General features: G+C 66.3%; 16 protein-coding genes. 10 read left to right on the top strand and 6 right to left on the bottom strand.

Going from position 1 to position 15026, the window contains the following annotated elements; translation table 11 throughout:
• The first annotated feature begins 155 nt into the window (after positions 1 to 155).
• The 5 genes from cynR to ACV22W_RS21180 all read left to right on the top strand — a co-directional run bounded on the left by cynR (position 156) and on the right by ACV22W_RS21180 (position 4664).
• Positions 156 to 1103, top strand: a complete 948-nt coding sequence (gene cynR / locus ACV22W_RS21200) for a transcriptional regulator CynR (RefSeq protein ID WP_448021501.1) — start codon at positions 156 to 158, stop codon at positions 1101 to 1103.
• 450 nt (positions 1104 to 1553) lie between these two features.
• The gene (locus ACV22W_RS21195; RefSeq protein WP_448021499.1) at positions 1554 to 1859 is read left to right on the top strand and encodes a hypothetical protein; all 306 of its coding nucleotides are present in this window, start codon (positions 1554 to 1556) and stop codon (positions 1857 to 1859) included.
• A gap of 37 nt (positions 1860 to 1896) precedes the next feature.
• Entirely contained in the window at positions 1897 to 2871 is a 975-nt protein-coding gene (locus ACV22W_RS21190; protein ID WP_448021497.1) for a LysR family transcriptional regulator, read from the top strand.
• Between the two features lie 154 nt (positions 2872 to 3025).
• The gene (locus tag ACV22W_RS21185) at positions 3026 to 3343 is read left to right on the top strand and encodes a DUF4148 domain-containing protein (protein ID WP_448021495.1); all 318 of its coding nucleotides are present in this window, start codon (positions 3026 to 3028) and stop codon (positions 3341 to 3343) included.
• 187 nt (positions 3344 to 3530) lie between these two features.
• A complete protein-coding gene (locus ACV22W_RS21180) occupies positions 3531 to 4664 on the top strand; it encodes a molecular chaperone DnaJ (protein ID WP_448021493.1) in 1134 nt (377 codons plus the stop codon).
• A gap of 43 nt (positions 4665 to 4707) precedes the next feature.
• Here the strand turns inward: ACV22W_RS21180 and ACV22W_RS21175 are convergent, their stop codons facing one another.
• The 6 genes from ACV22W_RS21175 to ACV22W_RS21150 all read right to left on the bottom strand — a co-directional run bounded on the left by ACV22W_RS21175 (position 4708) and on the right by ACV22W_RS21150 (position 10335).
• Positions 4708 to 5613, bottom strand: a complete 906-nt coding sequence (locus ACV22W_RS21175; protein WP_448021492.1) for a LysR family transcriptional regulator — start codon at positions 5611 to 5613, stop codon at positions 4708 to 4710.
• 78 nt (positions 5614 to 5691) lie between these two features.
• The gene (locus ACV22W_RS21170; protein ID WP_448021490.1) at positions 5692 to 6936 is read right to left on the bottom strand and encodes an acyl-CoA dehydrogenase family protein; all 1245 of its coding nucleotides are present in this window, start codon (positions 6934 to 6936) and stop codon (positions 5692 to 5694) included.
• Between the two features lie 39 nt (positions 6937 to 6975).
• Entirely contained in the window at positions 6976 to 7734 is a 759-nt protein-coding gene (locus tag ACV22W_RS21165; RefSeq protein WP_448021488.1) for an SDR family NAD(P)-dependent oxidoreductase, read from the bottom strand.
• A 7-nt stretch (positions 7735 to 7741) separates the two neighbouring features.
• Complete coding sequence (locus tag ACV22W_RS21160; protein WP_448021486.1) at positions 7742 to 8506, bottom strand: SDR family oxidoreductase; 765 nt, start codon at positions 8504 to 8506, stop codon at positions 7742 to 7744.
• 102 nt (positions 8507 to 8608) lie between these two features.
• Positions 8609 to 9640, bottom strand: a complete 1032-nt coding sequence (locus ACV22W_RS21155) for a phosphotransferase (protein ID WP_448021484.1) — start codon at positions 9638 to 9640, stop codon at positions 8609 to 8611.
• 20 nt (positions 9641 to 9660) lie between these two features.
• On the bottom strand, positions 9661 to 10335 hold the full coding sequence (locus ACV22W_RS21150) for a histidine phosphatase family protein (RefSeq protein ID WP_448021482.1): 675 nt from the start codon (positions 10333 to 10335) through the stop codon (positions 9661 to 9663).
• Positions 10336 to 10546: 211 nt separating this feature from the next.
• Between ACV22W_RS21150 and ACV22W_RS21145 the strand changes: the two genes are divergently transcribed.
• From ACV22W_RS21145 to ACV22W_RS21125, 5 genes are all read left to right on the top strand, one after another.
• Complete coding sequence (locus tag ACV22W_RS21145) at positions 10547 to 10702, top strand: DUF3309 family protein (protein ID WP_448021480.1); 156 nt, start codon at positions 10547 to 10549, stop codon at positions 10700 to 10702.
• A 263-nt stretch (positions 10703 to 10965) separates the two neighbouring features.
• Complete coding sequence (locus tag ACV22W_RS21140; RefSeq protein WP_448021644.1) at positions 10966 to 12231, top strand: ABC transporter substrate-binding protein; 1266 nt, start codon at positions 10966 to 10968, stop codon at positions 12229 to 12231.
• Complete coding sequence (locus ACV22W_RS21135; protein ID WP_448021479.1) at positions 12215 to 13165, top strand: carbohydrate ABC transporter permease; 951 nt, start codon at positions 12215 to 12217, stop codon at positions 13163 to 13165. Before ACV22W_RS21140 ends, ACV22W_RS21135 begins: the two co-directional genes overlap by 17 nt.
• Positions 13153 to 13980: a carbohydrate ABC transporter permease gene (locus ACV22W_RS21130; RefSeq protein WP_448021478.1), complete on the top strand. Its 828-nt coding sequence runs from the start codon at positions 13153 to 13155 to the stop codon at positions 13978 to 13980. The genes ACV22W_RS21135 and ACV22W_RS21130 overlap by 13 nt, the downstream gene beginning before the upstream one ends.
• A 10-nt stretch (positions 13981 to 13990) precedes the next feature.
• A complete protein-coding gene (locus tag ACV22W_RS21125) occupies positions 13991 to 15025 on the top strand; it encodes an NAD(P)-dependent alcohol dehydrogenase (protein WP_448021477.1) in 1035 nt (344 codons plus the stop codon).
• Position 15026 lies beyond the last annotated feature (1 nt).

Here is a 15026-nt window from a genome sequence, read left to right as displayed (position 1 = left end):
GGCCGCTGCACGCCGCCGCCGCGGACACGCCCGGCAGCGGCGGCGTGCGCGGCGACGTACCGCCGCGTCGCGCATCGCCCCGGTCCATCGCACGGCAACCGGCGCATAATGGCGTGATACCCGACCCACGCGACCAGCGACTCATTCCGCGGAAGATGAAGTTCACCCAACGCAGCCCCCTGCTTCGCAACATCAGCTACCTGCTGGCCATCGACGAGCACCGCAATTTCACGCGGGCCGCCGAGGCGCTCAGCGTGTCGCAATCGGCGCTGTCGCAGAAGGTGCGTCAACTCGAGGACGAGCTCGGCGCACAGCTGTTCGACCGCAGCGGACGCATGGTGCAGCTCACCGATTTCGGCAGCGTCTACCTCGAATACGCGCGACGCGCGTACGCCGACCTGCTCACCGCGCAGCGCGCACTGCACGACGTGCACGACCTGTCGCGCGGGCAATTGCGGATCGGCTTCACGCCCACCTTCACCGAATACCTCGTCGCGCCCGTGATCGAGCAGTTTCACGAACGCTATCCGGGCGTCGTCGTCGAGATCACCGAGATGTCCCTCGACGCGGTGGAGAACGCGCTCGGCGACGACCAGGTCGACCTCGCGTTCGGGTTCGTCGACGTGCGTTCCGACGAAATCGAGGCCGAGGCGCTGTTTCCCGAGCAACTGATGCTGGTGGTCGGCCGCACGCATCCGCTGACCGCGCAGCGCGAGCCCGTCACGCCGACCCAGCTCGCCGGCACGCCGCTCGCGCTGCTGACGACCAGCTTCGTGTCGCGCTTCTACGTCGACAGCTATTTCCAGTCGTACGACATGCAGCCCGATGTCGCGTTGCAGGCGAATTCGATCAGTGCAGTGCTGAAGATCGTGAGCCGCGGCAAGATCGCGACGATCCTGCCCGGCACGATCGAGTTCGAGCATCGCGACCTGCAGTACGTGCCTCTGGATCCGCCGTTTCCGGTGCGCACGGTGGCGCTACTGCGCCGCAAGGGCGCCTATCGCACGGTTGCGTCGACGGCCTTCGCGGAGATGGTGCGCGAGATGCTCGAGCACGGCAGCCTGTCGTCGCTGCGCACGCTGACTTCACGCACCCCGTCCTGACGTTCTCCGCAAGGCGGGGCCAACCGCACACGTTGCACATCCCGCCGTTACGCTACGACGCCGCATCCGCATGACGGATGCGACGCGCGCGTGCATGTTCGCCTGCACATCTCCCTTTTAACTTTGGATTCCGAATTCTTCGGCATGTGAAAACGCATGCCGGATTTATCGACGAATGATCGATTTGCCTTATCGACCACATCGGAAATTCGCCTTGGACACGATTAGGGTTTTCCTTCATCCTTTCGTCATCGATTCCTGGTGAATCGGCCGCGCCGAATCCCGGCGTCGAGAGGCCCCGGTACCCATGTCGCACGATCCTTCCGCACTACGCCGACACATTCGACAAGAAGAATCCGACACGCCCCGGCCATCGACAAGACGACTCGACCACGCCGACATCCCGAATCGAATTGGCAATAAACCACATTCTTAATCTCGGAATCCTAAATGTTCAAGCCTGTCGTTACCTCTTTAGCCGCATCACTCATCGCGCTGTCCGGCGCCGCCGTCACCGCCAGCGCATTCGCCCAGCATCAACCGGCGGCGCCCACAGCCCGGCAACAAGCAAACGCGACCACCGAACCCGGTACTGCGCAACTCGCCGCGCGCTCGAACGATGGCAGCAGCGTGCGCGCCAATGCCGCACCGAAGGTTGCGGCTCCGCTTGGCCAGACGCCAATCCGCACCCCGGCCGCGCAGGATTCGGACTGCGTTGGCCCCGTGAGCTTCTGCAACGTCTACTTCGGCAGTTGATCCCGCCGTCCGTGACACCACTGCTACAGGAGCCGTCGTGAATCATCTGTTCAGTGCGATGCGGGTCTTTCTCAAGGTTGCAGACACGCATCATTTTTCCCATGCCGCCAACCAGCTGAATCTTTCTCCGTCGCTGGTGACGCGCTACGTCGGCGATCTCGAATCGCACCTCGGCGTGAAGTTGCTGCAACGCTCGACCCGCAAGACGGTGCTGACCGAAGTCGGCGTCCGCTATGCAGAAGGCTGCCGCGCGCTGCTGATGGATCTCTCCGAAATCGAGTCGCGCGCCACCCAGGAGTCGAGCAGGATCTGCGGCGATCTGCACGTCGTCGTGCTGCACAGCCTGATGTCGACGGAGCTGGCCGGTCTGTTCGCCGAATACCAGTCACGTCATCCGGACGTGTCGCTGCACATCGCGCCGACAGAATCGGAAGTCGACCTGCTCGGCGGCGGGTTCGACGCCGGCATCGTCGCCGACACGATGATCACGTCGGTATCCGTCGTGTCGCGCACGCTGGTGCATGCGCCGCTCGTCGCGGTCGCATCGCCCGGCTACCTGCTCGACGTAGCGGCGCCGCGGCGGCCGGCCGATCTCGACGGACACCGGATCGTCGGCCTCGCAGCCGGCGCGAGAACTTACCGGTGGGCCGGCCCGAGCGGCACGCTCGACGCAATCCAGCTCGATGCGACCGTCGCCGTGAACAGCGCGCTGATGCAGCGTCAGCTTGCGCTCGCGGGCAGCGGCATCGCGCTGCTGCCGGAATACGCGATCGCGAACGACCTGCGCATCGGCACGCTGACGCGCGTGCTCGGCGACTACCGCATCGTGAACGACGGTGTGGCCGTGTCGCTCGTGTACCCGGGCCGCGAGTTCCTGCCCGGCAAGGTGCGCGCGTTCGTCGATCTCGCCGCCGAACGGTTCCGGTTGCCATCGATTACCGCGCCGCGCGCCGCTGATGCGGCCGCCCCAGTCAACGCGAGGCGTGCGGTCGCGGCGAACGCCGACGCGTAAATCGCGTTGTCATATGCCGCGTCCTCTCGCGCATTCCGGAACACAGCTCGCCAGGATTCGCCGTTTATCCGATCGATCCGGGGTCCCGAACTTGTCACGTCGGTCCGGCTCGTCGAATTCGCGCCGGACCGCAACGAAACCTTCTGAGGAAATCGTGAAATCCATTATCGCCACCATCGCCGCCGCTATCGCCACCGTGCCGCTCGCCGCACCGACCGCGTCTTACGCGCAGTCGTCGCACTCGACGCTCACGCGTGCGCAGGTGCGCCAGGAACTGCTCGACCTCGAATCGGTCGGCTACAACCCGTCGACCGGCGACAGCGACAACTATCCGGACGACATCCTCGCCGCGCAGGAACGCCTCGCCGCGAAGCGCCTCGCCGAACACAAGAGCAGCGAAGCCGCTTACGGCTCGACCGGCGCACCGGGCTCGTTCTCGGGTGCGCCGGCGGTGGCGGCGGCGAAGCGGTAACGCGTCGACGTTCGGTGCGGCGCGCATGAACACACGATGCCGTTCCACATGCGCTTCCTCGACTACATGAAGCGGAACATGACGAAATCGATGGCCGTGCTGTAACGCCGCACGCCGGACGGAGCGCGCCCGTCCGGCTAAAATACCGGCCTGCCGCGCCCCCTGCCGCGGCCGGAGGACATTCATCATGACCGCACGTCGCGGTGCCGCGGTCGCCATCGCGCCCGGTCACGAGACAGCCAGCCTGTCGAAAGCCCAGAAAACCTTCAATACGCTCGTCAAGTACATCGAAAAGCGGCGCGAGCGGCTCGGCGCGTGGGAAGCCGTGATGCCTGCGTTCCAGAAGAAGTTCGTCGACGGGCTGTTGCCGCTCGAACGGGAGTCGACGACGCTGCGGATCAGGCTGATTCACCTGCTCGACGACACGTTCCTGCAGAAGGGCCTGAGCAAGGCCGAACAGCGCACGCTGTCCGACCTGATCGCCGACATGGCGCGTGACCTGCTGAACGTCACCGACGACGCGACGTTGAAGGTCATTTACAACCGGCACACCGAATCCGGGCGGGTCGGCAACGCGGCGGCCGAGCCCGAGCCGACGGAACCGGAACGGGAACGGGAGCCCCAATCGCAATCGCAGCCGGCCAAGGATCTCGACTCACTGTCGCCCGACGAACTCGCCGAACGGATGCAGGCCGAACTCGACGCACAGTTCGAACGCGACATGGCCGCTCACGCAGCCCGCGAGGCCCAGCGCGCAAAGCGCAAGAAATCGCCGAAGCAGTCGGCCGCGCAGGCCAGGATCGAGGCCGAGCAGGCCGAATCGAGCAAATCGATCCGCGAGATCTATCGCAAGCTCGCGAGCGCGCTGCACCCCGATCGCGAAACCGATCCGCAGGAACAGCAACGCAAGACCGCGCTGATGCAGCGAGTCAACCGCGCATACGAGAAGGGCAACCTGCTGCAACTGCTGGAGCTGCAGCTGGAGATCGAACAGATCGATCGGCGCGCGATCGACGGCCTCAGCGAAGCGCGGCTCGCGCGCTACAACGACATCCTCGAGGAACAACTGCGCGAACTCGATCAGGAGATCCAGCACGTCGAGAACGATTTTCGGCGGAGCTACGGCATCGCGTCGTCCACCAAGGTCGCGCCCGATACGGTCCTGCGCATGCTCGCGCGCGACATCGCCGGCATGCAGCGCGGCAACCAGGACCTGACCGTCGCGCTGCGCGAATTCGAGGATCCGGATCAGGTCAGGGCCTGGGTGAAGGACATGAAGCGCCGGCCCGCATCGTCGCGCTTCGACGACGATTCGTATTGAGCCGGTACACGCGGGCGAACGCGCGATGCGCACACCGCGCCCTTCACTGCGGCTCGCCCATCCCGCCCATCAGCATCATCAACTGCTCACGCAGCCACCGACTGCCCTGATCCTGATCGGCGCTGCGATGCCAGTAGCAGAAGTATTCGAGCGCCGGCATCTCGAACGGCAGTTCGAGAATCCGCGCCGGGTAGCGCTGCAGCAGCCTGAGCGGCGCCGTCAGCGCGAGATCGCCGCGCATCGCGATCAGCGGCGCGACCATGTAGTGCTGCACGCGCATCTGGATGTTGCGGCGCAGCCCGAGGCGCGTCAGTTCCGCATCGACGTGCCCGCTGCCCTTGCGGCGGCTCGACACGTGGATGTGTCCCATCGACAGGTAGTCGTCCATGGTCAGCGTGTCGCCCCTGAACGGATGATCGTCACGGATCATGCACGCGTAGCGGTCGCGCACGAGCAGCGCCTGGCGCAGGTGCGGATCGCCGATCAGCGGCGCGTCGATCGCGATGTCGACGGAGCCGTTCGCAAACGCGGTCGCCACTTCGCGGCGATCCATCGTGTAGCTGCGCACGTGCATGCCGGGCGCATGCGTCTGCAGCAGTTCACCGAGCGCGGGCAGCAGCAGCGCCTCGGTCAGGTCGCTCATGCTGAGCCGGAACACGCGCTCCGACGAAGCGGGGTCGAACACGTCGCCTTCGTGCGCGCTCGAATCGAGCAGTTGCAGCGCCTCGCGCACGCGACCGACGATGTTCTCGGCCATCGGCGTCGGCATCATCCCGCCCGGCGTGCTGACGAACAGCGGGTCGTTCAGCGTCTTGCGCAGCCGCGCCAGCGCATTGCTGACGGCCGGCTGCGTGAGGTTCAGCACCTCGGCCGCGCGCGTCAGGTTGCGCTTGTTGTAGACCGCCTCGAATACGACGAACAGGTTCAGATCAATCTTCGAAAGGCGCATCGCCGGATCTCCTTGCCGGCATCTTAATACAGCGTGCGTCTCCCGCTTCGCCACGTCGCCTCCCGCGCTGCGGGCAGCTCAGCCGCGAGGCGGCCGCGTCAGATACGGCTCGGTCGAGCCGCGCACGGCGTCCTTGATCTCCATGCGCGCGATCGCCTGCAGGTGCACCTCGTCCGGGCCGTCGGCGAAGCGCAGCGCGCGGCCCCAGGTCCACAGGTCGGCGAGCGGCGTGTCGGGGCTCAGGCCCATCGCGCCGAACACCTGCATCGCGCGGTCGCACACGTCCGTGTAGACGGTCGGCACGAGCGCCTTGATCATCGAGATTTCCTTGCGCGCCGCCTTCACGCCGACCTTGTCGATCATCCATGCGGCTTTCAGCACCAGCAGGCGCGCCTGGTCGATCTCGATGCGCGAGCGCGCGATCCATTCGCCGATCGTGCCGTGCCGGTTCAGCGGCTTGCCGAACGCCTCGCGCGACTGCGCGCGGTCGATCATCAGTTCCAGCGCGAGCTCGGCCGCGCCGATCGAACGCATGCAGTGATGAATCCGGCCCGGCCCGAGGCGCGCCTGCGCGAGCGCGAAGCCGCTGCCTTCCTCGCCGAGGAGGTTGCGCGCGGGCACGCGCACGTTGTCGAACGTGATCTCGCAGTGCCCTTCGGGTGCGTAGTGATTGACCACCGTGATGTTGCGCACGACCGTCACGCCCGGCGTGTCGCGCGGCACGAGGATCATGCTCTGCTGCTGGTGCGATTCCGCGTCGGGATCGGTCTTGCCCATCACGATGAAGATTCGGCAATTCGGATGCGCGGCGTTCGTGATGAACCACTTGCGGCCGTTGATCACGTATTCGTCGCCCACGCGCTCGATGCGGGTCGTGATGTTGGTCGCGTCCGACGACGCGACGTCGGGCTCCGTCATCGCGAACGCCGAACGGATCTCGCCGCGCAAGAGCGGCAGCAGCCACTGTTCGCGCTGCTCGGGCGTCGCGAACATGTGCAGCAGCTCCATGTTGCCGGTGTCCGGCGCGTTGCAGTTGAACACCTCCGACGCCCACCCCACGCGCCCCATGATCTCGGCGAGCGGCGCGTATTCGAGGTTCGTCAGGCCCGTGCCGGGCTCGTCGTCCTTCAGGTGCGGCAGGAACAGGTTCCACAGCCCTTCGGCCTTCGCGCGTTCCTTGAGTTCCTCCATGAACGACACGGGATACTGCCCTGCATGCACCTCCTCGTTCCACTGCCGGATGCGCGGCACGACGTGCGCGTCCATGAACGCGCGCACGCGCTCGCGCAGTTCTTCCACTTTCGGGGTGTAGCCAAAGTCCATGATCGACTCCTCGAGATTTTCGTGTTCCGTCCGTTCGTTTCAGAAGGCCGAGACGCCACCGTCGACGGCGACGGCCTGCCCGGTCAGATAGGTGTTTTCCTTCGCGCACAACGTGAGCATCGTCGCGACGATTTCTTCCGGGCGGCCGAGCCGCTTCATCGGCGAGCCCTGTGCGAGAAAATCCTGGCGATCGCCGATGTCGCTGTCGGTGACCATCGGCGTCGTGCTGTAGAACGGGCACACCGCGTTCACGCGAATGCCGTGGCGCGCGTATTCGATCGCGGCCGTCTTCGTGAGCCCGACCACGGCGTGTTTCGACGCCGCGTACGCGGCCAGCTTCGGTGCGCCGCCGAGCCCGGCCATCGACGCGACGTTCAGGATCACGCCTTCGCGCTGCGCGAGCATCTGGCGAATCTGGTGCTTCATTCCGAAGAACACGCCCTTCGCGTTCACCGCGAAGCTCAGGTCGAGATCGGCTTCCTCGGTATCGATCAGCGCCTTCAGCGGCGGGGCGATGCCCGCGTTGTTGATGCCGACGTCGAGCCGCCCGAAGCACCCGACCGCCGCCTGCACCAGCGCCGCGACCTCCGCTTCGATGCGCACGTCGCAGCGCTGCGCGATCACATGGGCACCGGCCGCCCGCAGCGGCGCGGCCACCCGTTCGAGTGCGGCCTCGTTCAGGTCGCCGAGCACGAGCCGCCCGCCCATCGCGGCCAGCTCGCTCGCGAGCAGCGCGCCGAAGCCGCTCGCGGCGCCGGTGATCATCACGGCCTGCCCGGCGTAGCTGTCGAGTTTCATCGCGCGCTCAGATCGTCAGGCCGCCGTCGACGACGATGCACTCGCCGTTCGTATAGCTCGCCGCGTCCGACACGAGATAGAGCACCGTGCCGGCCATCTCGCGCGGCTCCGCGTGGCGGCGCAGCGGAATCTTCGCCATCCAGGTTTCGTAGATATCCTTGTCGGCGAACAGTGCGCCCGCGAACTTCGTCTTCGTGAGGCCCGGCAGCAGCGCGTTCACGCGAATGCCGAACGGTCCGCATTCCTTCGCGAACGCCTTCGTCATGTTGACGACCGCGGCCTTCGTGATCGAGTAGATGCCCTGACGGTCGCCCGGCTGCAGCGCGTTCACCGACGCTGTGTTGACGATCGCGCCGCCGCCTTGCGCCTTCATCATCTTGCCGGCCTCGACCGACATGAAGAAGTAGCCGCGGATGTTCACGTCGACGGTCTTTTCATACGCGGCGAGATCGGTATCGAGGATGTGTCCGAAATACGGATTCGCGGCCGCGTTGTTCACGAGGATGTCGAGCCGGCCGTGCTTGCCGCGGATCGTCTCGAAGGTCGCGGCGATGTCCTCCAGCCGCCCGACGTGGCACGCCAGCGCTTCCGCGCGACCGCCCGCCGCGACGATCGCGTCCGCGACCGCCTGGCAATCGTCGAGCTTGCGGCTCGACACGATCACGTGCGCACCCTGCTCCGCGAGCAGCTTCGCGATTTCCTCGCCGATGCCGCGGCTCGCGCCCGTCACCAGCGCGACCTTGCCCGTCAGGTCGAACAGATTCGTTGCCATGTTGCTGTGCTCCTCCATTGATGTTTTTCGTGCCGCCGCGTGGCGATGCCGGCGATGCCAGCGATGCCGGCGATGCCAGCGATGCCAGCGATGTCCGCGATGTCAGCGATGCGCGCCGATCACGTCGACCGCCATTTCGGCCAGCCGGCCGGCCATCGCGCCCACGCGCAGCGCCTGCTCGCTCGACGCGTTGCCTTGCAACGCGCGCGCCTTCACGCCCTGCGCGATCGCCGCGAGCCGGAAGAAACTGAACGCGAGATAGAAATGCCAGTCGCGGATCGGCGCGATCCCGCGCAGTTCGCAGTAGCGCGCGACGATCGCCGCTTCGTCGGGAATGCCGAGTTCGGTGCGATCCTGGCCCGCGAGCCCGCGCACCTCGCCGCCCGACGGCAGGCGCAGGCACATGCAGAAATACGCGAGATCGGCGAGCGGGTTGCCGAGCGTCGACAGTTCCCAGTCGAGCACGGCCTGCACGCGATAGTCGTCGCGCGCGAACATGAGGTTGTCGATCCGGAAATCGCCGTGCACCAGCGCGGGCCGGCCGGTGTCCTCGGGGCAGGCTTTCGGCAGCCAGTCGATCAATGTCTCCATCGCGTCGAGGCGCTCCGTTTCCGCCGCGCGATACTGCTTCGTCCACACGCCGATCTGTCGCTCGAAGTAGTTGCCGGGGCGGCCGTAGTCGGCGAGGCCCACCGCGTGAACGTCCACGTCGTGCAGCGCGGCCATCGTGCGCAGCAGCGCGTCGTAGCAGATCGCGCGATCGGCCTTCGGCAGCTCCGGCAGCGCTGGATCCCAGAAGATCCGGCCGTCCTCGAAGCTCATCACGTAGAAGAGGCTGCCGATCACGTCGCGGTCTTCGCAGAGGTGATACGGATGCGCGACCGGCACCGCCGTGCCCGACAGCGCACTCAGCACGCGGAATTCGCGATCGACCGCATGCGCGGATTTCAGCAGCTCGCCGGGCGGCTGACGGCGCAGCACGTAGCGGCCGCTCTTCGCGTGCAGCAGGAAGGTCGGGTTCGACTGGCCGCCGGCAAACTTCTCCATGTCGAGCGGGCCTTCGAAACCCGGCACGTGCGCTTCCAGATAGCGCGTGAGGCGAGCTACGTCGAGGGGCTGGGAAGGGTTCGTCATCGTCGCGATCGTTCGTGGGGTCAGCCGTAGGTGCGCCACGCGTGTCGTTCCGAATCCTCCAGATGCGGAATGCCGTTGAACGACGCGAGGTGAAACGCTTCGGCGTTGAAGAAAAACTGCGAAAGACTGCTGTTGCGGATCTGCAGGTTCAGCGCGATCGCGCTCGACGGCGGTGCGGCAAGCACCTGCTGCACGGTCACCGCGATCGGGCCGCCGGAGCTCACCGCGAGCACGCGCTGGCCGCCTCCCTGGCGGATCGCGGCGCGGGCATCGGCGACGCGCTGCTGGAAATGCGCCCAGGTTTCGGGCGCGGTGTCGCCGAGCTTGTCGTCGGCCCACAGGTGCAGCACCTGCCGCAGCGCGCGAAAGTATTCCTTCATCGAGCCGGCCGCGAGCCGCGCGACCTCCGGATAGTCGTTCGCCGCTGCCGCGAACAGCCCGTGGAAGTCGTATTCGTTCAGGCCGGGGTGGCGGTCGACCTGCACGCCTTCGCCGCCCATCCCGCGCAGGATCGCATCGACCGTCTGCGCATGCCGGTTCATCGTGCCGCAGATCACGCGGTCGAACGTCAGGCCCTGCCGCGCGAAGTATTCGCCGAGCCAGACGCCCTGCTGGTCGCCGGCCGCGGACAGCCGGTCGTAATCGTCCGTGCCGAACGACGCCTGCCCGTGCCGCACCAGAAAAAGTTCAGCCATTGCATGCCCGCCTGAGGGGAAACCGATGGCTCAGCATAGCGACCGGGTTTGCATTTTTGAAATTTATTTTCTGAATCGGACGGTATTCATTGCATGAATTCACGGTATTCAAACAGTGCGCTGTCACCGGCTCGCGCCGACGACCGTGCCTGGCGGCACGGGAATTGCGCCCGCAAGCACCGTCATGTCGAACAAGTTCAGGAGGGGTGCGATGCTCGGTACAATCCTTATCATCGTTCTGATTCTGCTGTTGATCGGAGCATTTCCTTCATGGCCGCACAGTCGAAGCTGGGGTTACTGGCCATCGGGCTCCCTCGGGCTGATCGTCGTCATCGTCGTGATATTGGTGCTGCTGGGCCACATTTGAGCGTGATGACGCGTGCCGGTTGAACAGGCACGCGTCGTTCGATCGCGCTGCCGTGGCTTCTTTACAAAAGCCGGCGATGAATGCCAACCCGGCATCGCCATCGACCAACACATTTTGTGCATCGCACGACGGATCCTGAGCAGAAAGTATCGATCCGGCTTTTCTTTTGATGTGGTGAACACATCGCCCGCGTCCCACCATTGATCCTGCCGTCGCCCGACGGCGATCGAACAAGCAGAATCAAGGAGACACGGGTGAACAAGATGCGAATCGTCGCAGCCGGGCTGCTGCTCGGCGCCTGTCTGCCGGGCATCGCGGCCGCACAGGTCTGCAAGGTGCCGACTTTGCGGGTGCTCGCGCAGAAGAGCCTAGGCCTGTCGGTCATGGAGAAATCGCTGGCCGACTACGAGAAGAAGAACGACACCAAGGTCGAGATCAGCTACTTCGGCGAGAACGATCGCCGCGCGAAATCGCGCCTCGACGCATCGACGGGCGCCGGCTCCTATCAGGTCTATTACGTCGACGAGGCGAACGTCGCGGAATTCGCCTCGGCCGGCTGGATCGTTCCGCTCCTCAAGTACTACCCGAAGGAGTACGACTACGACGACTTTCTGCCCGGCCGGCGCGCGGTCGCAAGCTATAACGGCGTCGCGTATTTCGCGCCGCTGATCGGCGGCGGCGACTTCCTGTTCTATCGCCGCGACATCCTCGACGCCGCGCACATTCCGGTGCCGAAAACGGTCGACCAGCTGGTTGCGGCGATCAAGAAGCTCAATGCGCCGCCGAAGCTGTACGGCTGGGTCGCTCGCGGTCAGCGCGGCTCCGGGATGAACGTGTGGCGCTGGTCCCCGTTCATGCTCGGCATGGGCGGCACATGGACCGACAAGGGCGGCCAGCCCGCGTTCGGTTCGCCGGCCGCCGTGAAGGCCACGCAGCTCTACACCGACCTGTTCAAGTACGCGCCGCCGGGCGCCGCGACCTACGACTGGAGCAATGCGCTCGAGGCATTCCGTTCGGGCAAGGTCGCGTTCATGATCGAATCGACACCGTTCGCGGACTGGATGGAGGATTCGAGCAAGTCGAGCGTGGCCGGCAAGGTCGGCTACACGCGCCCGCCCGCGCCGCTGCCGTCGGCTGCGTACGGGCACGGTTTCGCGATCTCGGCGGTCGGCGCGAAGGACGACTGCACGCGGATGGCCGCCGGCCGTTTCATCGCGTGGGCAACCAGCAAGGACCAGGAGCAGGCACGGCTGCGCAACGGCGTGTTCAGCGACTACAACCGGGCGAGCACGATCGGCAGCCAGTACTTCAAACAGCACGTCGCGCCGCAGATCCAGGCCGGGCTGAACGACACGAACCCGGTCACGCAGGTGACGATCTGGCGCACGCCGCAGTGGCCGGACATCGGCGACAACCTCGGCATCGCGCTCGAGCAGGTGTTCACCGGTACGCAGCCCGACGTGCGCGGCACGCTCGACGATTCGGTCCAGTACGCGAAGGATGCGCTCGAACATGGCGCACGCAAATGACGGGGCCGCCGGACACGCGCTCGGTGTCCAGCCTGCCATTCCCGCCCGGCGCGGTCGCGCACGCCGCGACCGCACGAGCCTGCCGTGGGTTTTCCTCGCGCCGACGCTCGCGCTGCTCGCGGTCCTGAGCCTCGTCCCGACCGTCGCCGCGATCAATCTCGCGCTGCGCAACCGCGTGCTGCGCTACCCGGACAGCGAATACGTCGGCCTGCGCAACTTCGTCCGGCTCGCGTCGGACCGGCGCTTCCTGAACGCGATCGAGGTGTCGGTGCTGTGGGAAGTCGTCACGGTCGCCGGCGCGGTGCTCGTGGGGATCGCGCTCGCCGTGTTCCTGTTCGAGCGCGTGCATGGCCGCTGGCGCCGCTTCGCGTCGCTGGTGCTGATCATGCCGGTGCTGCTGCCGCGCGTGTCCGCCGCGTTCATCTGGAAGTTCATGTACGCGCCGCTCACCGGCATCCTGAGCTGGCTGCTCGGCATGCTCGGCGTCGAACACACCGCGTTCCTCGCCGATCCGCATCTCGCGCTGTACGCGGTCGCGCTCGTCGACGTGTGGCAATGGGGGCTGTTCTTCGCGGTCGTGATCCTGAAGCTGCTGGAGACGCTGCCGCCCGAGCCGCTCGAAGCCGCACGCCTCGACTACGCGACGACGTGGCAGGTGCATGCGTACATCGCGCTGCCGATGCTGAAGGCGCCGCTCGTGAGCCTGGTGTTCATCAAGATGGTCGAATCGCTGCGCTCGTTCGACCTGATCTACGTGATGACCAAGGGCGGCCCCGGCATCGCGACCGAAACGCTCGACCTGTATGCGTATCAGCAGGGCATCGGCCTCGCCGGCAAGGTGTCGTATGCGTCGGGCATGGCCGTGCTGATGATGGTCGCGACCACGCTCGTCTTCACGCTCATCTGGAAGAGGGTCAACAAATGGGACGACTGATGGCCCGGCGCGGTGCCGCCACCATTTCCACGGCCGTGGGCGCCGGCACGATCCTGCTCGTCGCCGCGTTCCCGCTGTTCTGGGCCGTGCTCAATTCGCTCAAGCATCTGCTCGACATCGTCACGCCCGCGCCACGCTTCTTCTTCGTGCCGACGCTCGCGAACTACGAGCAGGTGCTGTCGAGCCCCGAAGTGCTGATCGGGCTCGGCAACAGCATCGCGATCGTCGGCGCCGCCGTGCTGCTGGGCGCGCTGCTCGGTGTGCCGGCCGCGTATGCGATCGCGCGCTACCCGGTGCGCGGCAAACGCGACATCCAGTTCTTCCTGCTGTCGCTGCGCTTCCTGCCGCCCGTCGCCGTCGCATTGCCGCTGATCGCGATCTGGGTCGATCTCGGGCTGTACGACACGAAGCTGTCGATGATCGTCACGTACCTGCTCGTCACGCTGTCGACCATCACGTGGTTGTCGATTCCGGTGTTCCGGCGCCTGCCGCGCGAGATCGAGGAAGCCGCTGCGCTCGACGGTTACGGTCCGTACGCCGTGTTCTTGCATATCGCGTTGCCGGTGTGCGCGAGCACGCTGCTCGGCGGCATCGTGTTCAGCTTCGTGCTGGTGTGGAACGAACTGATGATCGCACTCGCGCTCACGTCGTCACGCAGCGCGACGCTGCCGGTGGTCGCGTCCGCGTTCACGTCGCTCGGCCAGGAAGTGCCGTGGGGCGTGATCAATGCGTCGACGGTGCTGCTCGCGCTGCCGCCGCTCGTGTTCGTCGGCATGCTGAGCCGCCTGCTCAATTCGATGGTCAAGGGAAAATAAGGAGGATGCGTTGAAAGCGCTCGTACTCGAACGCACGCGCGAGCTCGCGCTGCGCGACATCGACCTGCCGCAAGAGGTCGGCCCCGGCGACGTCCGGATCAAGGTGCATACGGTCGGCGTCTGCGGCAGCGACGTGCATTACTACGCGCACGGCGGCATCGGCCCGTTCCGCGTCGACGCGCCGATGGTGCTCGGCCACGAGGCATCCGGCACCGTCGTCGAGACCGGCGCCGCCGTCACGCACCTGCGCGTCGGCGACCGCGTCTGCATGGAACCCGGCGTGCCGCGCCTCGATTCGCCCGCGACGCTGCGCGGCCTCTACAACCTCGACCCCGACGTCCGCTTCTGGGCGACGCCTCCCATACATGGCTGCCTGACGCCGTTCGTCGTGCATCCGGCCGCGTTCACGTACCGGTTGCCCGACAACGTGTCGTTCGCCGAAGGCGCAATCGTCGAGCCGCTGTCGATCGGCTTGCAGGCCGCGAAGAAGGCCGCGATGAAGCCGGGCGACCTCGCGGTCGTGATCGGTGCCGGTACGATCGGCGCGATGACGGCGCTCGCCGCGCTCGCGGGCGGCGCCGCACGCGTGATCCTCGCGGACGTGGTGCCGGACAAGCTCGCACTGTTCGCCGACAACCCGGCCGTCACGACCGTCGACGTGCGCACGCAGCCGCTCGCCGACGCGGTGGCCGAGGCATCCGGCGGCTGGGGCGCGGACGTCGTGTTCGAGGCGAGCGGCAGTGCGAACGCGTATGCCAGCCTCGTCGAGCTGATGTGCCCCGGCGGCTGCGCGGTGCTGATCGGGATGCCGGTCGCGCCGGTCCCCCTCGACGTGGTCGCGCTGCAGGCGAAGGAAGGCCGCATCGAATCGGTGTTCCGCTACGCGAACATCTTTCCGCGCGCACTCGCGCTGATCGCGTCCGGCGCGATCGACGTCAAGCCGTTCATCTCGCGCACGTTCCCGTTTTCCGAAGGCGTGCGCGCGTTCGAGGAAGCGGCGAGCGGGCAGCCGCGCGACGTCAAGATTCAGATCGAAATGGATTGAG

This window comes from Burkholderia sp. AW49-1 (genome assembly GCF_053427845.1).
Note: the sequence above shows the minus strand (reverse complement) of the source record. Positions and strands in the feature narration are given on the sequence as shown.